This window comes from Paracoccus sp. TD-10 (genome assembly GCF_048270675.1).
GTDB classification, from domain to species: Bacteria; Pseudomonadota; Alphaproteobacteria; order Rhodobacterales; family Rhodobacteraceae; genus Paracoccus; species Paracoccus pantotrophus.
Map to the genome: position 1 here is coordinate 86,913 of NZ_CP182419.1, position 19,534 is coordinate 106,446.

The 19,534-nt window shown below is 69.0% G+C and carries 19 protein-coding genes; 8 read left to right on the forward strand and 11 right to left on the reverse strand.

What is annotated here, in order from left to right:
* The first annotated feature begins 3 nt into the window (after positions 1–3).
* Genes ACNKFW_RS11330 through ACNKFW_RS11340 form a run of 3 tightly spaced genes read left to right on the forward strand, consistent with a single transcriptional unit; the run spans position 4 to position 4,048 of the window.
* Positions 4–645: a glutathione S-transferase family protein gene (locus tag ACNKFW_RS11330; protein ID WP_024843662.1), complete on the forward strand. Its 642-nt coding sequence runs from the start codon at positions 4–6 to the stop codon at positions 643–645.
* Positions 642–1,853 carry an acetyl-CoA C-acetyltransferase gene (locus tag ACNKFW_RS11335; protein ID WP_147428654.1) on the forward strand — a complete coding sequence of 404 codons (1,212 nt, stop codon included), beginning with the start codon at positions 642–644 and terminating at the stop codon, positions 1,851–1,853. Before ACNKFW_RS11330 ends, ACNKFW_RS11335 begins: the two co-directional genes overlap by 4 nt.
* 11 nt (positions 1,854–1,864) lie before the next feature.
* On the forward strand, positions 1,865–4,048 hold the full coding sequence (locus ACNKFW_RS11340) for a 3-hydroxyacyl-CoA dehydrogenase NAD-binding domain-containing protein (protein ID WP_147428652.1): 2,184 nt from the start codon (positions 1,865–1,867) through the stop codon (positions 4,046–4,048).
* A 220-nt stretch (positions 4,049–4,268) separates the two neighbouring features.
* Here the strand turns inward: ACNKFW_RS11340 and ACNKFW_RS11345 are convergent, their stop codons facing one another.
* On the reverse strand, positions 4,269–5,276 hold the full coding sequence (locus ACNKFW_RS11345; RefSeq protein WP_147428650.1) for an adenosine kinase: 1,008 nt from the start codon (positions 5,274–5,276) through the stop codon (positions 4,269–4,271).
* Complete coding sequence (nth, locus tag ACNKFW_RS11350; protein ID WP_051419489.1) at positions 5,273–5,941, reverse strand: endonuclease III; 669 nt, start codon at positions 5,939–5,941, stop codon at positions 5,273–5,275. The genes ACNKFW_RS11345 and nth overlap by 4 nt, the downstream gene beginning before the upstream one ends.
* Before the next feature lie 100 nt (positions 5,942–6,041).
* Between nth and ACNKFW_RS11355 the strand changes: the two genes are divergently transcribed.
* Entirely contained in the window at positions 6,042–6,638 is a 597-nt protein-coding gene (locus ACNKFW_RS11355) for a methylated-DNA--[protein]-cysteine S-methyltransferase (RefSeq protein ID WP_147428648.1), read from the forward strand.
* A 160-nt stretch (positions 6,639–6,798) separates the two neighbouring features.
* Complete coding sequence (locus tag ACNKFW_RS11360) at positions 6,799–7,446, forward strand: OmpA family protein (protein WP_024843668.1); 648 nt, start codon at positions 6,799–6,801, stop codon at positions 7,444–7,446.
* A 185-nt stretch (positions 7,447–7,631) separates the two neighbouring features.
* Here the strand turns inward: ACNKFW_RS11360 and ACNKFW_RS11365 are convergent, their stop codons facing one another.
* From ACNKFW_RS11365 to ACNKFW_RS11385, 5 genes are all read right to left on the reverse strand, one after another.
* Positions 7,632–8,186, reverse strand: coding sequence for a F0F1 ATP synthase subunit B (locus ACNKFW_RS11365; protein ID WP_024843669.1), 555 nt, complete (start codon positions 8,184–8,186; stop codon positions 7,632–7,634).
* Positions 8,183–8,845, reverse strand: a complete 663-nt coding sequence (locus ACNKFW_RS11370) for a F0F1 ATP synthase subunit B' (RefSeq protein ID WP_024843670.1) — start codon at positions 8,843–8,845, stop codon at positions 8,183–8,185. The genes ACNKFW_RS11365 and ACNKFW_RS11370 overlap by 4 nt, the downstream gene beginning before the upstream one ends.
* Positions 8,846–8,922: 77 nt before the next feature.
* Entirely contained in the window at positions 8,923–9,156 is a 234-nt protein-coding gene (locus ACNKFW_RS11375) for a F0F1 ATP synthase subunit C (protein WP_010394077.1), read from the reverse strand.
* Positions 9,157–9,214: 58 nt separating this feature from the next.
* Positions 9,215–9,961: a F0F1 ATP synthase subunit A gene (locus ACNKFW_RS11380; RefSeq protein ID WP_024843671.1), complete on the reverse strand. Its 747-nt coding sequence runs from the start codon at positions 9,959–9,961 to the stop codon at positions 9,215–9,217.
* A gap of 2 nt (positions 9,962–9,963) precedes the next feature.
* Positions 9,964–10,305, reverse strand: coding sequence for an AtpZ/AtpI family protein (locus ACNKFW_RS11385; protein ID WP_024843672.1), 342 nt, complete (start codon positions 10,303–10,305; stop codon positions 9,964–9,966).
* Between the two features lie 185 nt (positions 10,306–10,490).
* Between ACNKFW_RS11385 and ACNKFW_RS11390 the strand changes: the two genes are divergently transcribed.
* The gene (locus ACNKFW_RS11390) at positions 10,491–10,844 is read left to right on the forward strand and encodes an ArsR/SmtB family transcription factor (protein WP_024843673.1); all 354 of its coding nucleotides are present in this window, start codon (positions 10,491–10,493) and stop codon (positions 10,842–10,844) included.
* Positions 10,845–10,907: 63 nt separating this feature from the next.
* Here the strand turns inward: ACNKFW_RS11390 and ACNKFW_RS11395 are convergent, their stop codons facing one another.
* Positions 10,908–12,509, reverse strand: a complete 1,602-nt coding sequence (locus tag ACNKFW_RS11395; protein WP_028709964.1) for a bifunctional metallophosphatase/5'-nucleotidase — start codon at positions 12,507–12,509, stop codon at positions 10,908–10,910.
* Between the two features lie 91 nt (positions 12,510–12,600).
* On the opposite strand from ACNKFW_RS11395, the gene ACNKFW_RS11400 reads away from it, so the two are divergent.
* Together ACNKFW_RS11400 and ACNKFW_RS11405 are read left to right on the forward strand one after the other, a co-directional pair.
* A complete protein-coding gene (locus ACNKFW_RS11400; RefSeq protein ID WP_147428645.1) occupies positions 12,601–12,975 on the forward strand; it encodes a DUF952 domain-containing protein in 375 nt (124 codons plus the stop codon).
* Positions 12,972–14,030, forward strand: coding sequence for a quinone-dependent dihydroorotate dehydrogenase (locus tag ACNKFW_RS11405; RefSeq protein ID WP_147428643.1), 1,059 nt, complete (start codon positions 12,972–12,974; stop codon positions 14,028–14,030). The genes ACNKFW_RS11400 and ACNKFW_RS11405 overlap by 4 nt, the downstream gene beginning before the upstream one ends.
* Here the strand turns inward: ACNKFW_RS11405 and cysE are convergent.
* The 3 genes from cysE to ACNKFW_RS11420 form a co-directional block, all read right to left on the reverse strand.
* A complete protein-coding gene (gene cysE, locus ACNKFW_RS11410) occupies positions 14,027–14,866 on the reverse strand; it encodes a serine O-acetyltransferase (RefSeq protein ID WP_036747268.1) in 840 nt (279 codons plus the stop codon). The two genes, ACNKFW_RS11405 and cysE, sit on opposite strands and share 4 nt — an antisense overlap.
* A 62-nt stretch (positions 14,867–14,928) precedes the next feature.
* Positions 14,929–15,651, reverse strand: a complete 723-nt coding sequence (locus tag ACNKFW_RS11415; RefSeq protein ID WP_147428641.1) for a DUF2793 domain-containing protein — start codon at positions 15,649–15,651, stop codon at positions 14,929–14,931.
* Entirely contained in the window at positions 15,644–19,534 is a 3,891-nt protein-coding gene (locus tag ACNKFW_RS11420) for a baseplate multidomain protein megatron (protein ID WP_147428639.1), read from the reverse strand. Before ACNKFW_RS11420 ends, ACNKFW_RS11415 begins: the two co-directional genes overlap by 8 nt.

Below are 19,534 nucleotides of genomic sequence, written 5' to 3' on the forward strand. Positions count from 1 at the left end.
AGCATGACCGCCCAGCTTCACTGCTTCGGGGAATCCGGCCATTCCTACAAGGTGGCGCTGATGATGCAGCTGACCGGGTATCCCTGGCAGCCGGTCTTCGTGGATTTCTTCGGCGGCGCCATGCGCGGTGCAGAGTATCGCCTGCTCAATGAGATGGCCGAGGCGCCGGTCTTCGTCGAGGACGACCTGACGCTGACCCAGTCCGGCGTGATCCTGATGCATCTGGCCGAGAGGACCGGGCGCTTCATGGAGGGCGACCGGAGCGAGATCCTGCGCTGGCTGTTCTGGGACAACCACAAGGGCTCGGCGCAATTCGGCGCGCTGCGCTTCCTGATGAACTTCCTGCCGCCCGAGAAGCGCCCGGCCGAGGCCATCGCCTGGCTGCAGGGGCGCTGCAGGGCGGCGCTGAAGGTGCTGGACGGGCACCTGGCCGGCCGCGCCTGGCTGGCGGGCGAGACGCCCAGCATCGCCGACCTGTCCTGTTGCAGCTATCTCTATTACCCTGAGCCCTTCGGCTTCACCCGCGCCGAATGGCCGCATATCGACGCCTGGCTGACGCGTATCGCGGCGCTGCCCGGCTGGAAACATCCCTATGACCTGATGCCCGGCAATCCCGCGGACCGGGCCGCGAAGGAGGACGCATGACCGAAGCCTATATCTATGACGCCGCCCGCACCCCGCGCGGCAAGGGCCGTCCCGACGGCAGCCTGCACGAAGTCACCTCGGTCGCGCTTTCCGCCCGGCTGCTGAACGCCGTCAAGGAGCGCAACGGGCTCGAGGGCCATGCCGTCGAGGACGTGATCTGGGGCAATGTCACCCAGGTCAAGGAGCAGGGCGGCTGCCTTGCCCGCTCGGCGGTGCTGGAATCCGACCTGGACGAGTCGATCCCCGGCCTTGCCATCAACCGCTTCTGCGCCTCGGGCATGGAGGCGGTGAACCTGGCCGCGAACCAGGTCCGGGGCGGCGCCGGCCAGGCCTATATCGCCGGGGGCGTCGAGATGATGGGCCGCGTCGCCATGGGCAGCGACGGCGCCGCCATCGCGGTCGATCCCAGCCTGACCTTCAAGACCTATTTCGTGCCGCAGGGCATCAGCGCCGACATCATCGCCACCGAATACGGCTTTTCCCGCGAGGAGGCCGATGCCCTGGCCGTCGAGAGCCAGCGCCGCGCCGCCATCGCCTGGGAGGAGGGTCGCTTCGCCAGGTCCATCGTGCCGGTCAGGGACCAGAACGGGCTGACCATCCTCGACCACGACGAATACATGCGGCCCGGCACCACGCTGGAGGATCTGGCCAAGCTGAAGGCCAGCTTCAAGGAGATGGGCGAGACCATGCCCGGCTTCGACAAGGTGGCGATGCTGAAATACCCGCATCTGGACCATATCGAGCATATCCACCATGCCGGCAACAGCTCGGGCATCGTCGACGGCGCCGCCGCGGTGCTGATCGGCAATGCGGAATTCGGCAAGGCCCACGGGCTGAAGCCCCGCGCCCGCATCCGCGCCACCGCCAAGATCGGCACCGATCCGACGATCATGCTGACCGGCCCGGTGCCGGTGACGGAAAAGATCCTGCGCGATTCGGGAATGGCGATCAGCGACATCGACCTCTTCGAGGTGAACGAGGCCTTCGCCTCGGTCGTGCTGCGCTTCATGCAGGCCTTCCAGGTCGATCCCGGCGTGGTCAACGTCAATGGCGGCGCCATCGCCCTGGGCCACCCGCTGGGCGCCACCGGCGCCATCATCATCGGCACGCTGCTCGACGAGTTGGAGCGGCAGGACAAGACCGTGGGCCTTGCCACGCTCTGCATCGCGTCCGGCATGGGCGCGGCCACCATCATCGAGCGCGTCTGAGGGAGGGGAAGATGACCGATTTCACCATGGATAAGGGCGCCGACGGCGTCGCGATCATCACCTGGGACGTGCCCGGCAAGTCGATGAACGTGCTGTCGCTGGACGGCGCCGCCGAACTGAACGCGCTGATCGACGATGCGCTGGCCGACGCGGCCGTGAAGGGCGTGGTCATCACCAGCGGCAAGAAGGATTTCGCCGCCGGCATGGACCTGAACGTCATCGCCGGCATGAAGCAGGGCGGCGCACAGGCGGTATTCGACGGCGTGATGACGCTGCATCACCTGCTGCGCAAGATCGAGTTGGCGGGGATGGACCCCAAGACCAAGAAGGGCGGCAAGCCCGTCGCGGCCGCCCTGCCCGGCACCGCGCTGGGGATCGGGCTGGAACTGCCGCTGGCCACGCATCGCATCTTTGCCGCCGAGAACCCCAAGGCCAAGATCGGCCTGCCCGAGATCATGGTCGGCATCTTTCCCGGCGCCGGCGGCACCACCCGGCTGGTGCGCAAACTGGGCGCCATGGGCGCCGCGCCCTTCCTGCTGGAGGGCAAGCTCAACGACCCGGCCAGGGCCAAGTCCGCCGGGCTGATCGACGAGGTGGTGGCCGATCCGGTCGCCGCGGCCCGCGAATGGGTGCTGAAGGCCAGCGACGCCGACCTGGTCAAGCCCTGGGACGCCAAGGGCTACAAGATGCCGGGCGGAGAGCCCTATCACCCGGCCGGCTTCATGACCTTCGTCGGCGCCAGCGCCATGGTGCACGGCAAGACGCTGGGCGTCTATCCGGCGGCGAAGGCGCTGCTGAGCGCCGTCTACGAGGGCGCCATGGTGCCCTTCGACACGGCGCTGAAGATCGAGGCGCGCTGGTTTACCAATGTGCTGATGAACCCCAGCTCGACCGCGATGATCCGCAGCCTGTTCATCAACAAGGAGGCGCTGGAGAAGGGCGCGAACCGCCCCGAAGCCCCCGATCAAAGCGTGAGGAAAGTCGGGATCCTCGGCGCCGGCATGATGGGCGCCGGCATCGCCTATGTCTCGGCCATGGCCGGGATCGAGGTGGTGCTGATCGATTCGACGCAAGAGGCGGCCGAGCGCGGCAAGTCCTATTCCACGGGCCTGCTCGACAAGGCGATCAGCCGCCGCAAATCCACCGAGGAGAAGAAGGCCGAAGTGCTTTCCCGCATCACGCCCACCGCCGATTACGCCGCCCTGCAAGGCTGCGACCTGGTGGTCGAGGCGGTCTTCGAAGATCCCGCCGTCAAGGCCGAGGTTACGAAACGGGCCGAGGCGGCGATCCCGCAGGACGCGATCTTCGCCACCAACACCTCGACCCTGCCGATCACCGAACTGGCCAAGGCCAGCGCCCGGCCCGACCAGTTCATCGGCATCCATTTCTTCAGCCCCGTGGACAAGATGCTGCTGGTCGAGATCATCAAGGGCCGCGAGACCGGCCCGCGCGCGGTGGCCAAGGCGCTGGATTTCGTGCGCCAGATCCGCAAGACCCCCATCGTGGTCAACGACGCGCGCTTCTTCTACGCCAACCGCTGCATCATCCCCTATATCAACGAGGGCATCCGCATGGTGGCCGAAGGGGTCAGCCCGGTGCTGATCGAGAACGCCGCCAAGATGATGGGCATGCCGCTGGGACCGCTGCAACTGGTGGACGAGACCTCGATCGACCTCGGCGTCAAGATCGCCAAGGCGACGAAGGCGGCCATGGGCGACGCCTATCCGGACGGGGCGGTGGATGCGGTGATCTTCAAGCTCGCCGACCAGGGCCGGCTGGGCCGCAAGACCAAGGCCGGTTTCTACGACTATGACGAGGGGGCCAAGCGCCAGGGCTTCTGGTCTGGCCTTGCGACCGAATGGCCGGAAGCCGAGACCCAGCCCGAATTGACCGAGATCCAGCACCGGCTGATGTTCGCGCAATCACTGGAAGCGGTCCGGGCGCTCGAGGAAGGCGTGCTCGAGGACATCCGCGAAGGCGATGTCGGGGCCATCCTCGGCTGGGGCTTCGCGCCCTGGTCGGGCGGCCCCTTCGGCTGGCTCGACATGCTGGGCGCCCCGCGCGCGGTCGAGATCGCCGACAGCCTGGCGGAAAAATCCGGCCGCCGCTTCGCCGCCCCGCAGCTGCTCAGGGACATGGCCGCCAAGGGCGAAAGCTTCTACGGCCGCTTCGGCGCCGGCAAGCAGGCTGCCTGAAATCTCGCGGCGGACAGGGCCGGCCTGGCCTTGTCCGCCCGGTTGCCGGGGTATTTTCAGAACGGAGAAAGCCGCTGCCGGGCCAATGCCGAAACCTCGGCAGAAAAGGCGCGACCAGGGCGGCTCACCGTTTCCCAAATACTCGAAAAGCGCCGAAGGGCTGTCCCTCCGGCGCTTCTCTGTTCCCCAAATACCCCGGCAACCGCGCCCCAAGGCGCGATCAGATCAGCCCTTCGGCCCGGAACGCCACGCGCAGGTCGCTTTCGGGCCGGGCGCCGACATGGCCGATGACCTCGGCCGCCGCGATGCAGCCCATGCGCCCCGCCGCCGCCAGGTCGGCGCCCACGGCCAGGCCGTAGATCAGCCCGGCCGCGAACTGGTCGCCCGCCCCGGTCGCATCCACCGGCACCACGCGATGCACCGGCGCGCTCACCCGTTCGGCCCCGCGGATCAGGATCGCATCCTCGCCCGAGCGGGTGCAGATCACCGTGCCGCAATCACCCGTGGCCAGGCGCAGCGCCTCCTCCAGATCCTCGACCTGATAGAGCGATTGCCATTCGTGGACATTGCCGATGACGTAATCCATCGGCCCGGCCACCAGCCGGCGGAAATCGGCGCGGTGGCGGTCGACGCAGAACGGGTCCGACAGCGCGATCCCCGCCTGTCCGCCCGCCTTGTGGCAGGCCTCGGCCGCCTTGAGGAAGGCCGCCTTGCCGGCATCCTTATCGAACAGATAGCCTTCCAGGAACAGCCAGCCGGCGCCGCTGAAGGTCGCGGGGTTCACGTCATCGGCCCCCAGCTCGGCCGAGATGCCCAGATAGGTGTTCATCGACCGCTCGCCGTCCGGCGTCACGAAGATGATCGAGCGCGAGGTCGGCGCCACCTCCCCCGCCACCGGCGGGTTGACGAAGACCGTGCCCTGCGCCTCGGTCTGCTCGGCATAGCTCAGCCCCAGGGGATCGCCCGCCACCTTGCCGATGAAGGCGGTGCGCAGCCCCAGCATCCCCAGCCCCGCCAGCGTATTGGCAACCGAGCCGCCCGGCACCAGCCGCGCCTTGCCCGCCTGCGGGTCGGCCGATTGCGCCGCCATCAGGAACTCGGACCGCTCGCGGTCGATCAGCTGCATGATGCCCTTTTCCACCTCCAGCCGCGTCAGCGTGGCGTCCGAGGTCGGCGCGATCACGTCCATCACGGCATTGCCGATCCCGATCACATAGGGGGTGGTCATTCGGTCTTCTCCTCGTAGGGGCAGAGATCTTCGATGGGGCAGATCCGGCAGCGCGGCCGCCGGGCCTGGCAGATATAGCGGCCGTGCAGGATCAGCCAGTGATGCGCGTTCTGCTGGAAGGGGACGGGGACGTTGTCCTCGATGGCACGCTCGACCTCCTCGACATCGCGGCCCGGCGCGATGCGGGTGCGGTTGCCGACCCGGAAGATATGCGTGTCCACCGCCTGGGCCGGAAAGTTGAACACGCTGTTCAGCACCACATTGGCGGTCTTGCGCCCGACGCCGGGCAGGGTCATCAGCGCCGCGCGCGATTGCGGCACCTCGCCGCCATATTCCTCGACCAGCCGGCGCGACAGGGCGATGACATTCTTCGCTTTCTGGCGGTAAAGCCCGATGGTCTTGATCTCCTCGGTCAGCGCCTCGACGCCCAGTTCCAGCATCTGTTGCGGCGTGGTCACGCGCTGGAACAGCGATTTCGTCGCCTTGTTCACCCCGACATCGGTCGCCTGCGCCGACAGCGCCACCGCCACCAGCAGGGTGAAGGCGTTCACATATTGCAGTTCGGTCACGGGATGCGGATTGGCCTCGCGCAGGCGCGAAAAGATCGCGACCTGGGCGGCATAGGGCAAGGCGGGCGGAAGGCGGGAAAGGGTGCTGCGTGCCATGCGCCCCAGATGCCCTGCCACGGTGCCATGCGCAAGCATTCGCGCATGGATTCGGGGCGCGGTTGCGCTAGTCTGCCCCGGCGACAGTAGCGAGTCAGGCATGACAGGAACGCTTTTCTCCCTTGCCCAGCCCCAGCCGGGTCTGCGGGTTACGCTCACCACCCAGCCGGACCAGAATGCCGGCGCGGTGCTTTGTCGCGGGCGCTTTCCGACGCCGCTCGGCACCGTGGTCGCGTTGGGGGCGGGCGGCGCGCTCTGGGGCCTGGGCTTTGCCGGCCCCATCCCCGAGGACCGGGTCGAGGCCGATCTCATCGCCCGCTTCCCCGGCGCCCGGCTGGTCGAGGCGCCCGAGGCGCTGGCACCGGCCGTCCAGGCGCTGCTGGCCGGCGAGGGCGAGATTGCCGTGCGCCTGACGGGCACCGCGTTCCAGATGCAGGTCTGGCGGGCCCTGGCCCAGGTGCCGCCGGGCCAGGTCATCAGCTATGCCATGCTGGCCGAGCGCATCGGCCGCCCCAACGCCCTGCGTGCGGTGGGCACGGCGGTCGGGCAGAACCCGGTCTCCTGGGCGATCCCCTGCCATCGCGTGATCCGCACCAACGGCCGCATCGGCGGCTATCATTGGGGCGAGGCGGTCAAGCGCGCCCTGCTCGCGCGCGAAGGCGCGAGCATCGCACCCCCCGCCATCGCCGCTTTGTGAGCCGCGCGCGGCGATTTCCCGTCTATTCCTGTGGAGTTGGTCCGGAACCCATGCCAATGTGACCGCGTTTGGGCATCAGCCGCCGGTCCCGGCAAGCCAGGGGCCGGCCGCGTCGCAAGGACAGGCGGCGTCGGATCGCCCTGAAAAGAAAGGTAAAAGAATGAAGACCCGTATTTCGCTGCTTCTCGCCTCGGCGGGCGTGATCGCCATCAGCGCCTGCGCGCCGACCGATCCCTACGGCCAGCCCCAGCAGACCAGCCGGACCCAGCAGGGTGCCATTGCCGGCGCGGTGGTGGGCGGCCTGATCGGTGCCGGCGAAAGCCGCTCGAACGCCGTCAAGGGCGCGATCATCGGCGCCACGGCGGGCGCCGTCGGCGGCTCGATCCTGGACCAGCAGCAGCGCGCGTTGCAGCAATCGCTGAACAACCCGAACATCCAGATCGTGAACCACGGCACCCACCTGTCGGTGGTGATGCCGGAAACCACGCTGTTCGCCACCGATTCCGCGGCGGTGGGGGCGCAGGGGCAGAACGATCTCTACACCATCGCCCGCAACCTCAACCAATATCCGAACAGCCGTATCCAGATCGTCGGCCATACCGACAGCACCGGCTCGGCCGCCTACAACCAGGATCTGTCCGAACGCCGGGCGCGTTCGGTTGCGGGCATCCTGGCCGCCGGCGGCGTGTCGCAATCGCGCCTCACCACCCTGGGCCGCGGCGCGACCCAGCCGGTCGCCTCGAACAACACCGCCGCGGGCCGGGCGCAGAACCGCCGCGTGGAAATCCTGATCGTTCCGACCCGCTGATCGCAGCAGGGATGCCAGGCGCGGGCCGGCTGCCGAAAGGCGGCCGGCCCTCTGCTTTTGCGCCCTTTCCGTCCGCATCCCGGACGGGCGAAAACGGAAAAACCCCCGAAGCGTCTCCGCCTCGGGGGTCCGGTCCTTGTCCCATGAAGATGCGTGGCCGCATCCCTCTTGGGCGATCCACAGCCTCAGTTCAGCCGCCGGCCTACTTCCTCGATCGCCTTGTCGATGCCGGCGCTGCGCTCGGCCGGGCTGGCCTGCTTGCCCAGGATCTCGGTCGCGGCGCCGATCGCCGTCTGGATGGCGCGGTCGCGCACGGCGCGCACGGCCTCGGCCTCGGCGCTGGCGATCTGCTCCTCGGCGGCCTTCAGGCGGCGCTCGATCGACAGTTGCAGCGCCTTCTTGGCCTTCTCGGCTTCCGAAACCGCCTCGCGCTTGGCATTGGCGACGATCTCGTCCGCCTGGCCCTTCACCTCGCGCTGGCGGCGCTCGTAGCTGGCATAGATCTCCTGCGCTTCCTCGCGCAGGCGACGGGCCTCGGCCAGATCATTGCGGATGCCTTCGGCCCGCTTGTCCAGCAACCCGCCGACGATCTGCGGCACGCGGAAATAGACCAGGATGCCGACGAACAGCAGGAAGGCCAGCGTGACGATGAAGTCGGTGTTGCGCAGCGAGAAGAACGGGCCCGAAGCGGCAAGCGCAGGGCTCGCCATCAGGGCAAAGAGAACGCTCAGACGTTTCATTGCAGCGCCCCCTTCAGTCGCTGGTCGACCGCCGCATCGACCAGAGCCTGATCGACCTTGCCGCCGAAATTCTCCACCAGCGCCGCAGTCACCTCGCGGGCGACATTGCGCGCATCCTCGATGGCCGAGGCGCGGATCTCGCCGATGCGCTTTTCGGATTCCGCCGCGCGCGCGGCGATTTCCGCATCGGCATGGGCGATGGCGGCGTCCAGTTCCTTCTGGATCTCGGCCTTGTTGGCGGCCACGATCTTGCCGGCCTCGGCGCGGGCATCGGCCAGCGCCTTGTCATAGGCGGCTTCGGCTTCCTTGGCCTTCTGCTTGAATTCCTCGGCGGCCATCAGATCGCCGGTGATGGCGCCCTGGCGGTCCGAGATGACGCCGCCGATGCGCGGCAGCGCGATCCGCGACAGAACCCAGTAGATCACCGCCAGGATGACCAGCAGCCAGAAGATCTGGTTGCCGAAGGTGGTGAAATCCAGTTGCGGCATGCCGGGGGCGCTGGCGGCATGGCCAGCCGCGCCATGGGCTGCATCCGCCGCGCCGGCTACGGCATGGGCCGCATCGGCGCCATGACCCGCCGCTTCGGCGGATTCGGTGATGACCACCGTTTCAGAGTCTTCGACCACGACGGGCGCGGTCTGTTGCAACAGGCTGAACATATCCTACCCCATGCCGGTCGTTTCACAATCGGGTGGGCGCATCATGCCCCCACCCAACCGCAAGGATGGCAAAAGGATCAGACTGCGAACAGCAGCAGCAGCGCGACCAGGAACGAGAAGATGCCCAGGGCTTCCGCGAAGGCCATGCCGATGAACAGCGTGGCGGTCTGCGAGGCAGCGGCCGACGGGTTGCGCAGCGCACCCGCCAGATAGTTGCCGGCGACATTGCCCACCCCCATGGCGGCGCCCGCCATGCCGACGCAAGCCAGACCGGCGCCGAGATACTGTCCCAGTTGACCCAGATTTTCCATGTTCATGCTCCTTGAGGCTTTGGAAAGGGTTTTCGTTTTCAGACCTTGGCTGCCCGGCTCAGTGCGCCGGATGCAGCGCGTCCTTCAGATAGACGCAGGTCAGGATGGTGAAGACATAGGCCTGGATCAGGCACACCAGCACCTCCAGCCCATACATGGCGGTGATGGCGACGACCGAGACCGGGGCGATCGCGGCAACGGCGGCGAAGGCGGCAAAGACCTTGATCACCGCGTGCCCCGCCATGATGTTGCCGGCAAGTCGGATCGAATGGCTGACCGGGCGCACGAAATACGAGATCAGCTCGATCACCGCCAGCACCGGGCGCAGCGCCAGCGGCGCCGAGCTGACCCAGAACAGGCCCAGGAAATGCGCGCCGTTCTTGACGAAGCCCAGCACGGTCACGCCGGCAAAGACCAGCACGGCCAGCACCGCCGTCACGGCGATATGCGAGGTCGGCGAAAAGCTTTTCGGCAGCAGGCCCAGGAAGTTCGCGAACAGGATGAAGCAGAACAGCGTCATCACATAGGGAAAGTATTTCAGCCCGTCCTTGCCGGTCACGTCCTCGACCATCTTGTGGACCATGCCGTAAAGCAGTTCGGCGATGGACTGGACGCGGTTCGGCACGATGGCCCGGCCGCGGGTGCCAAAGACCAGAAGCGCGGTGATGGCCAGCGCCGCCAGCGCCATCCACAGCGTCGCATTGGTCGGCGTGTACCAGTTCACCGGCCCTTCGCCAAACAGCGGTTTGACGACGAACTGGTCCATCGGATGGAAAACCAGACCACCTGCTTCTTCTTCTGCCATCGTCATTCACCCTTGTCGTCGCCGGGACGCCCCGGTGTCTTGCCTATCTCGTTCGCGGTCCGCATCATGGTCCTGATGCCGGCCGCCAGTCCCAGCAGCACGAAGACCACCATAAAGACCGGTCGCAGGCCGGTCAGATAGTCCAGCCCGTATCCGATCCCGAAGCCCAGGGCCAATCCCGCCACCAGCTCGGTCACCATGCGCCAGGCCATGTTGGCCTGGCTGAAATGCTCTTCCCCGCGCGAGGGGGACTTGCCCGCCGCCTTCTTGCCCAGCCGGGCCTCCAGCGCGCGCAGCCGCTCCGCGTCTCGGGATCGCGCGGCATCATGGTCGTCCTCGGCCACGGCTCACACCCCCGTTATCGGTTGGCGCGGTGATAGGGACTCGCGCCCCCCGAGTCAAGCAAGGCACCGGAAATCGCAACCAATTGAAAAACAACGGTTCTGCAAAAGACGCCGATGGCGGAAACCCGGCCTTGCGATCCGGTGGGCATCCGCTCCATATTCAACCGGCAAGTTAAGCAAAGCCGATGCCCGCACAGCAGCCCAGCCTCGACGCCATTTTCTCCGCCCTCGCCGATCCGACGCGGCGGGCGATCCTTGCCATGCTGCTCGAGGACGACATGGCGGTGACGGATGTGGCGGCGCCCTTCGAGATGAGCCTGGCCGCGATCTCCAAGCATCTCGCGGTGCTGGCGGCGGCCGGGCTGATCCGGCAGGAACGGCGCGGCCGCATCATCTGGTGCAAGCTGGAACCCGACGGGCTGCGCAACGCCTCGGTCTGGATGCAGGGTTTCGGCCAGTTCGAGCCGGTGGACCTGGACGATTTCGAACGCTTCCTGCGCGAAGCCCTGCCGTTGACGGACGGAGATGCCCCCCCCTGACGCCCGCGCCGCGCAGCCCTGGAACGCAAAAAGGGCCGGGCAGATGCCCGGCCCTTGCGCCTCTCATTTCACGGTGATGCGGCCGTCCAGCTTCGGCACGAAGCCAGGCCCCTGCCGCGCCAGGTATTCGGCCAGCACATCCGCCAGGTCCGGGCCGAAATCATAGGCGTTCATCGCATTCTCGGCAAAGACCCGATAGCCGTCGCCGCCCGCGCGCATGTAGTTCTGCGACACCACGCCATAGACGGCCTCGCGGTCGATGGGCACCCAGTCCGAGCCGTCGCGCACCAGCACCTCGCTGATCCGGCTGCCGGCCGGGGCTTCGGGGTCCAGCGTGTATTTCAGCCCCGCGACCTGGGCGAAGCGCCCGGCGCCCTCCTCGATCTGGCTGGCGCCGTTTTCCAGCGCCGCGATGACGTCCGCGCCCTTCAGCTGGAAGGTGGAAAGCGTGTTCTGGAACGGCAGCACCGACAGCACGTCGCCCATCGTCACCACCCCCGCCGGGATCGAGGCGCGCAGGCCGCCGCCGTTCTGGATCGCGATGGTGATGCCCTGGTCCTTGACGCGCGCCAGCATGGCATCGGCCACCAGGCTGCCCATCTCGCATTCCCGCGCCCGGCACGATTCCCGGCTGCCGTCGATCGGCGCCGCGATCTCGGCCACGCGCTTCTGCTTGAGCTGCTCGATGGGCGCCGCCATCTCCTTGACCCGCGCGGCCAGCTTCTCGTCCGGCGCGACCGAGCCGTCCAGCAGGATCGGCTGCCCCTCGGCCTTGACCAGCTTGCCCTCGTCGTCCCAGGTCAGGACCAGATGGCCCAGGTATTTGCCATAGGCATAGGCGGTCGCCACCGGAACCTCGGTGCCGTCCGCGCCCTTGACCATGGTCGGATAGGGTCCGGCGGCACCCTCGAACTGTCCCAGCAGCGTATGGCTGTGGCCGCCGATGACCGCGTCTATCCCGGCCACCTCGGCCGCGAATTCCTGATCGCGCCTGTAGCCGGAATGGGTCAGGGCGATGATCTTGTTCACGCCCTGCTCGGTCAATTCCTGGACATCGGCCTTCAGGCTGTCCATGTCGTCCAGGAAGATGACCTTATCGCCGGGCGCGGCGGTCTCGGGCGTGTCCATCGCCAGGGCCGAGACGATGCCCACCTGCTCCCCGCCGACATCCAGCACCAGAACGTCGCCGACCTTGTCCTTCAACTCGGGCGATTGCGACAGGTCCAGGTTGCCCGAGACGACCGGAAACTTGGCGCCCTCGGCCAGGATTTGCAGGCCCTGCGGCCCGTCGTCGAATTCGTGATTGCCGACCGCCATGGCGTCGAAGCCGATGGCGTTCATGAACTCGACCGTGTCCTTGCCCTTGTAGGTCGTATAGAAAAGGCTGCCCTGGTACTGGTCGCCCGCATCCAGCACGATGACGTTCTGGCCCTCGGCCTTCAGCCCGTCGCGCAGCTCGCGGATCTTGGTCGCCAGGCGCGCCACGCCGCCGAAGCATTCGCCCTTCGCCTCGGTCTCGGCGTCGCAGGTGCTGTCATAGGCGTTGATCGGCTCGATCCGGCTATGGAAATCGTTGATATGCAGCACATGCAGCGTGTAATCCGCCTGCGCCGCGCCAGAAGACAGCGCGACGATCGCCGCCGAAACCATGAGCCAGCGTTTCATCTCGATCCCTCTCACCCCGAATGTCCGAATGAACGGCAGATTGCGGGATGCCGGCCGCGGCGTCAATCGACGAAGCTGCAGGGGCGACGCGATGCCGCTTGACGGAGCGCATCACGCGACGCATGAACCCGCCATGCTGGTTTACAAGATCTTCCGCGCCGCCGAGTTCCAGGCATTCCAACGGCAGGGCCGCAGCGCCGGCGCGCCGGTGGACCTGGCGGACGGCTATGTCCACCTCTCCACCGCCGCGCAGCTGCCCGGCACGCTCGCGCGCCATTTCGCGGCCGAGGACGGGCTGCACCTGCTGGCGCTGGACGGCGACGCCCTGCCCGAGCTGCGCTGGGAGCCCTCGCGCGGCGGCGATCTCTTTCCGCATCTCTACCGCGAATTGCGCATGGGCGACGTGCTCTGGAGCCGCCCCCTGCCCCTCGGCCCCGCCGGCCACGACATCGGAGATCTCGCATGACCCCCATCGAGCGGCTGGGCCTTGCCGCACTGCATCGCCTGGACCCGGAACGCGCGCATGATCTCTCGATCCTCGCCCTGCGGCTCGGGCTGGTGCCGCTGCCGGGCAAACCCGTCACCTCGGACCGGCTGCGCACCCGCATCGCCGGGCTCGAGCTGCCGAACCCAGTGGGGCTGGCGGCCGGCTACGACAAGAACGCCCGCGCCCTGCCCGCATTGATGCGCGCGGGCTTCGGCTTCGTCGAGATCGGCGCCGCCACCCCGCGCCCGCAGCCCGGCAACCCCAAGCCGCGCCTGTTCCGCCTGACCCCGGACCGCGCCATCATCAACCGCTTCGGCTTCAACAACCAGGGCGCACAGGCCATCGCCGACCGGCTGGCGCAGCGCCCGGCAGGTATCCCGGTCGGGCTGAACATCGGCGCCAACAAGGACAGCGCCGACCGCAGCGCCGATTTCGCGCAGGTGGTGCGCATCGCCGGCCTGCACGCCGATTTCCTGACCGTCAACGTCTCCTCGCCCAATACCGAAAAGCTGCGCGACCTCCAGGGGCCCGAGGCGCTGTCAGCCCTGCTGCAAGGCGTGCTGGCAGCGCGCGACGCGCTGCCGAACCGCCCGCCGGTGTTCATCAAGATCGCTCCCGACCTCGACGATGCCGCGCTGGCCGATATCGCCGCCGTGGCGCTGGCCGCCCCGGTCGATGCGATCATCGCCACCAACACCACGCTTTCGCGCGACGGCCTCGCCTCGCCGCAGGCCAATGAGGCCGGCGGCCTTTCCGGTGCGCCGCTTTTCGACCGCTCGACCCGCATCCTCGCCCGGCTCTGGCGCGAGACCGGCGGCCGCGTGCCGCTGATCGGCGTCGGCGGCATCGGCTCGGCCGAGCAGGCCTGGCAAAAGCTGCGCGCCGGCGCCTCGGCCGTGCAGATCTATTCCGCGCTGGTCTACCAGGGCTTCTCGCTCGCCGCCCGGATCGCACGCGACCTCGACGAACGGCTCGCGCGCGAAAACCTCACGCTGGCCGAACTGACCGGCAGCGGCAACGCGGACTGGCTCTAGAACAGGTCTTCGTGACCCAGAAGCTGGTTCATGGTGTTCGACGGGTCCGAGCAGCCGGCATCGCCCACGATCCGCGCCGGCACCCCGGCCACGGTCTTGCAGGGCGGCACCTCGGCCAGCACCACCGAGCCGGCGGCGATGCGCGAATGATGGCCCACGCGAATATTGCCCAGCACCTTGGCGCCGGCGCCGATCATCACGCCGTTGCCGATCTTGGGATGGCGGTCGCCATCCTCCTTGCCGGTGCCGCCCAGCGTTACCGAATGCAGCATCGACACGTCGTTGCCGACCACCGCCGTCTCGCCGATGACGATGGAATGGGCATGGTCGATCATCACGCCCGTGCCGATCTTCGCCGCCGGGTGAATATCGACGCCGAACACTTCCGAGCAGCGCATCTGCACGAAATAGGCCATGTCGCGCCGGCCCTGCTGCCACAGCCAATGCCCGATGCGATAGGCCTGCAGCGCCTGGTAGCCCTTGAAGAACAGGATCGGCTGCATCAGCCGATGCGTCGCCGGGTCGCGCTCATAGACCGCCAGCAGGTCGGCCTGCGCCGCCGCCGACAGTTCCGGCGCGCGGGCAAAGGCATCGTCGGCGATCTCGCGCAGGATCTGCTCGCTCATCTCGCGCGAGGCCAGCTTCAGCGAAAAGCGATAGGCCAGCGCCGCCTCGAACGTGGCGTGATGCAGCAGCCCGGCATGGATCAGCGCGCCCAGCAGGGGTTCGTCGCGCACGGCGATCCGCGCCTCGCGCTGGATGCGGCCCCAGACTGAATCGCGCGGGGCATCGCGCGCATCGGACAGCGGCTCGATCATGTCTTTCTGCAAGTTCATACGGGCGCCCGTCAGTTTCACCCGCCGAGTCTAGCGGAAACCGGCGGGCGCGAAAAGTCCGCTCAGTCCGGCAGCCGCAATTCCCACCAATGCAGCACGACGCGCACCTTGCCGCCGGCGAACTGCCCGCCCGCGGCCGTCAGCCGCAGGGGCGCGGGCTCCCAGAACACCACGGGCGGCGAAGCCAGCCCGCGCGCCCAGGAGCCCTGCGCCTTGCCCAGCCCGTGACCGAATCGCGTCAGGCTATCCGAACTGCCCGCCGTGCCCAAGGACCACGAACTCGCGCTGCCGGTGATCGCCTCCAGCACCCGCGCGGTGGCGCCGATGACCAGCGCGCCGGGCGGCACCGCCATCGCCGTCTCGGCCCAGTCGCCCGCGCCCAGCGTCACATCCTCGTGCAGCTGCCGTGCCAGCAGGCCCGATCCGTGCTGGCCCAGGGTGATGGCGCCGGGCACCCAGGCCCCGCCGCCATGGATCGCCACCACCCCCTGATCGGCGACCAGCGCGCGCCGGCCGAAACCCGGCTCGACAAAGACCCAGCCGCCATTCGCGCCGATGGCGATCTTGCCGCCCTGCCCCTCCCAGGCGTTGACGGCGCCCTGCGGCACGGCCCAGCACAGCCCGTCCACCACCGTCTCGGGCGGGGTGATGCGGGTCAGGCTTTGCAGCACCAGATCGACCTGCCCGTCCAGCCGCATCAGCGCCTCGTTCACCGTGACATGTTTCTGCGCCTGCGCCGGCATCAGCAGCGGCAGGGCGCAATTCGCGGTCGTGTTCTCAGACATGGATCATCCTCCTTGCATAGGGCCCGGCCCCGAACGTGTCGGAAAGCTGGGCGACCTCGACGGCAAAGCCGCCACCCGAGGCGGCCTGGGACCAGGCGCCGTCCGGCACTGCCCAGCGCGGCTCGGCCAGCACGGCCTCGGCCAGCACCTGCCCGTCCCGGACCAGCCGGGCGGCGTAACGCTCCTGCGCCTCGCCCAGCGGCACGTCCGGCCCGTCCCAGCCGTCGCCCTGCACCCGCGTGCGCCGGATCCAGGTCACGACCCGGCCGCGGACCTCCAGGTGGCAGGGCGACAGCGGCCGCAGGCCGGCGCCGCGGAACGCCGCGGCGATATGGCGATAGCTGGCATCGTCCGGGCTGCGCGAGGCCGGCCCGATGCGCCAATGCCGCAGCTGGTTGCGGGCCGAGGGCGGCAGGTCGACCTGCGCCGCCGCCCCGTCCAGCAGCACCACCACGCTGCCGGCCGGCCACACCTCCGGCATGAAGGCATCCGTCCCCGCCTGCCCGCGCAGCCGCGTCGAGATCTCCCAGAGCCCGGCCGAGACCAGCCGCGCCTCGGCGAATTGCAGCAATTCCCAGCCCTCGGCCGATCCGTCGCCGATCGCCAGCAGGTTCGCCCCCGCCAGCAGCGCCTCGGCGCTGGCCGAGCGCAGGTTGCCGCCCTTGACCCGCAGCCGCAGCGCCGGCCCGCGATCCCAGACCCCCGGCCGCGCCGCCGACAGCGGCCCTTCCGTCACCCCCATGACCGAAGGCTCGGCCAGCGTCGCGTTCAGCGCATAGCCCCCCGCCTCCTCGGTCGAGACCCAGGCGGCGGCTGCCCCCGGCCAGGGCGTCGCCGTCACCGCCAGATGCGGCGCATGCGCCGCCTCGTCGCCGCGCAACAGCGGCAGGTCCAGAAACACCGGCCAAACCGGGATCGGCGGCACGAAGGGGCGCAGCACCGCCCCCTCCTCGACCAGGCGGGCCGGGCGATAGACCCCCGGCTCGACCCGCACCGCATCCACCGTGATCGCGCCCGCCCGCTCGATGCGGTCGATGCGCCAGCGTTTCGCCTGCGTGCCCGGCTCGGCCAGCCGCACCACGTCCCCCGGCCCCAGATGCCCCAGCGAAGGCGGCAGCGCGAACCGCACCGCGTCCCGCGCCACCGCCGCCTCGGACAGCCAGCGTTCCGCCAGCGCCCGCCCCTCGGCCCGCGTCAGCGCCATGGCCAGCTCGCTGTCCGAGACCGCCAGGAACTCGGCCCCCGGCATCATCGTCTCGGCCGTGCGCGCGGCATAATCGCCGCCCGCCTCGACATGGGTCAGCCGGATGCGGCCCACCATCTCGGCATCGGCGGCGCGCGAGACCTCGGGCGCCTCGACCTCCTCGGCCAGCGCCATGTCGCCGGGCCCCAGTTCCGCATCGACCCGCGCGCCCCGCATGACGAAGCGCAGGACGCCGTCGCGCTCGACCGCGTCGACACCATGCGCCAGCATCAGGGGCTGCAAGGCCGCGCGCCCGCTCTCGGCGCCCGACAGCGCATAGCCGCGCACCAGCCCGCGCAGCCCCTCGGCGTCGAAGGCCCGCACCCCGGCATCGCGGCAGATTTCGGCCACCACATCGGCCAGCGGCACCGCGCCGGCCCGGCCGTTGAGCCAATGCCCGCGCTCCCAGGCCGGGCCGTCCGACCACAGGTCGGTCCGCGCCGGAAAGGCCGGATAGGGCCGCGCATCCCAGCACCAGACATGCGCGCGCGCCATATCCACCATCCGCCCCGCCCCGGTCCTGCCGAATGCCCCGCGCGGCGGATTGTTCGCCGGGTCCGACCAGAACCCGGTCATCGCCCGCACATAGGCCGCCTGGACCAGGTCGTCCCGCCGCCCGTCCGAAAACCAGGGCAGCATCGACTCGGAACTCATCGCGTCCAGGAACTTGTTGGGCTGGTTGGTGCCCTTGTCCAGCGCCGCGCAGCCCATCTCGGTGAACCATATCGGCTTCAGGCCCGGCACCCAGGCCGAGGGCTGCGCCTGCCGCACGCCGCCGATGCGGTCGTGATGCGCGTTCTGCCACCAGCCGCGGATGTCCTTGTAGCGCCAGATCCAATGCTCGTGATGCGCGCCGTCATGGATGGGGGTGCGCCGCTGCGCCAGCCGGTCGGCATCGCTGGCGTAATACCAGTCGTAACCCTCGCCGCCGGCGACATTGCCCAGCAGATAGGCCGGATCGTCGATGCGCCGCCAATGCGCGTCCAGATGATCCTCACCCTCGCGCCAATCCGACAGCGGCATGTAATTGTCGATGCCGACAAAGTCGATGTTCTCGTCCGCCCAAAGCGGGTCCAGGTGGAAATGCACGTCGCCACCCCCGGGGTGATGGCCGAAATATTCCGACCAGTCGGCGGCATAGCCGATCCTGACCCCCTCGCCCAGAATCCCGCGCACATCCGCCGCCAGCCGCCGCAACTGCTGCACGGCCGGGAACGAATGCCCCGCCGCCATGATCGTGGTCAGCCCGACCATCTCGGAGCCGATCAGAAAGGCGTCGATGCCCCCCGCGGCGGCGCAAAGATGCGCGTAATGCAGGATGAACCGGCGATAGGACCACTCCTCCGGCCCGCGATAGCGGATCACCGAACCGTTGCGGGTGAAATCCCCCGCCTCGGCCGCGCCGAAGAACCGCGCCACCTCGGCCGCGGCCGCGGCGGTGCCCACGGGACTGCCCTCGCGTCCCGGCGCGACGCTGGTGGTGATGCGCCCGCGCCAGGGCATGACCGGCTGGTCCGCGGCCCCGCTCCAGGGATCGGGCCGGCCGTTCCCCGCCAGCTGCTCCATCAGGATGAAGGGATAGAACACCGCCTTGCGCCCGCTTTCCGCGATCGCCCGCAGCGCCTCGATCACCGCGCCGTCGGCCGGCGTGCCGCCATAGATCGGCCGGCCATCGACCCGCGCCACCGCCTGCGCCTCGCCGCGCCCGATGCCGCCGGCGCGCCAGGCCATCCCCCGCCCATCGCGCGACAGATCCTCGACCTTGGGCCGCAGCCGGCATTCGCCGACCCGCAGATCGTCGCCGAACCAGGACACCACCAGCGAGACCGAGCCGACATTGGGCAATTCCCGCCCCAATGTCGCCATCGAGGCCAGGAAATCCGTCGCCCCCAGCGCGCTGTTGCGATTGGCGACCCGCATCTCGCCCAGGCCGATGTCATAGCTGACCGGCGTGGTCGCCAGCGCATATTCCCCGGTGCCGGGGATCATCGCCACCGCCTGCACCTCGCGCGCAAGGCCCCCGCCCTGCCTGGCCGCCCGCGTGACCTCGAAGGACAGCTGCGGCACCCGGTTGCCCCATTTCTCCAGCGCCAGATCCTCCAGCACCACATAGGCCAAGCCGCGATAGGCCGGCGCCGCCTCGCCCTCCTCGGCGGCGATGGCCGGGTCAGGCAGCTGCTCCTCGCAGCCCGGATAGACCCGCATGTTCAGTTCGTCGGCCGAGACCTCCTCGCCATCGGCCCAGATGCGGCCCACGCCCAGGATCGGCCCCTCGCACAGCGCCAGGGCCAGGCTCAGCCGATAGCCGATCTGCGTCACCCGCGGGCCCGAGCCCTTGCCGCCGCCCTGGCTGCGCCGGGTCTCGACCAGCGGGCCGGCCCAGATCGCATGGCCCGGCACCCGCATCTGACCCCAGACCCGCGCGATCGGCGTGCCCTCGCCCGCGGTCTGGATGCGCATCCGGTCCACGCGGCCGGTTTCGACCGCCTTCGAGCCGCCACCCAGCAGGCGCTGGTCGATCACCCGGCCCAGGCTCGCGCCCACCGCCCGGCCGATGACGGCGCCCGAAAGCCCCAGAACCGTGCCGCCAAAGCCCGCCCCCAGCGAGGCCCCCGCCGCCGCCAGCAGAATCGTCGCCAT

Excerpts from the sequence above, each read along its gene's own strand:
- ACNKFW_RS11380 (WP_024843671.1), bottom strand. The coding sequence starts at position 9,961 with ATGGCAGAAGAAGAAGCAGGTGGTCTGGTTTTCCATCCGATGGACCAG.
- ACNKFW_RS11395 (WP_028709964.1), bottom strand. The coding sequence starts at position 12,509 with ATGAAACGCTGGCTCATGGTTTCGGCGGCGATCGTCGCGCTGTCTTCT.
- cysE (WP_036747268.1), bottom strand. The coding sequence starts at position 14,866 with ATGAACTTGCAGAAAGACATGATCGAGCCGCTGTCCGATGCGCGCGAT.
- ACNKFW_RS11400 (WP_147428645.1), top strand. The coding sequence starts at position 12,601 with ATGCCGCTTGACGGAGCGCATCACGCGACGCATGAACCCGCCATGCTG.
- ACNKFW_RS11340 (WP_147428652.1), top strand. The coding sequence starts at position 1,865 with ATGACCGATTTCACCATGGATAAGGGCGCCGACGGCGTCGCGATCATC.
- ACNKFW_RS11335 (WP_147428654.1), top strand. The coding sequence starts at position 642 with ATGACCGAAGCCTATATCTATGACGCCGCCCGCACCCCGCGCGGCAAG.
- ACNKFW_RS11390 (WP_024843673.1), top strand. The coding sequence starts at position 10,491 with ATGCCCGCACAGCAGCCCAGCCTCGACGCCATTTTCTCCGCCCTCGCC.
- ACNKFW_RS11365 (WP_024843669.1), bottom strand. The coding sequence starts at position 8,186 with ATGAAACGTCTGAGCGTTCTCTTTGCCCTGATGGCGAGCCCTGCGCTT.
- ACNKFW_RS11355 (WP_147428648.1), top strand. The coding sequence starts at position 6,042 with ATGACAGGAACGCTTTTCTCCCTTGCCCAGCCCCAGCCGGGTCTGCGG.
- ACNKFW_RS11415 (WP_147428641.1), bottom strand. The coding sequence starts at position 15,651 with ATGTCTGAGAACACGACCGCGAATTGCGCCCTGCCGCTGCTGATGCCG.
- ACNKFW_RS11420 (WP_147428639.1), bottom strand. The coding sequence starts at position 19,534 with ATGGCGACGATTCTGCTGGCGGCGGCGGGGGCCTCGCTGGGGGCGGGC.
- ACNKFW_RS11405 (WP_147428643.1), top strand. The coding sequence starts at position 12,972 with ATGACCCCCATCGAGCGGCTGGGCCTTGCCGCACTGCATCGCCTGGAC.
- ACNKFW_RS11345 (WP_147428650.1), bottom strand. The coding sequence starts at position 5,276 with ATGACCACCCCCTATGTGATCGGGATCGGCAATGCCGTGATGGACGTG.
- ACNKFW_RS11370 (WP_024843670.1), bottom strand. The coding sequence starts at position 8,845 with ATGTTCAGCCTGTTGCAACAGACCGCGCCCGTCGTGGTCGAAGACTCT.
- nth (WP_051419489.1), bottom strand. The coding sequence starts at position 5,941 with ATGGCACGCAGCACCCTTTCCCGCCTTCCGCCCGCCTTGCCCTATGCC.
- ACNKFW_RS11330 (WP_024843662.1), top strand. The coding sequence starts at position 4 with ATGACCGCCCAGCTTCACTGCTTCGGGGAATCCGGCCATTCCTACAAG.
- ACNKFW_RS11375 (WP_010394077.1), bottom strand. The coding sequence starts at position 9,156 with ATGGAAAATCTGGGTCAACTGGGACAGTATCTCGGCGCCGGTCTGGCT.
- ACNKFW_RS11360 (WP_024843668.1), top strand. The coding sequence starts at position 6,799 with ATGAAGACCCGTATTTCGCTGCTTCTCGCCTCGGCGGGCGTGATCGCC.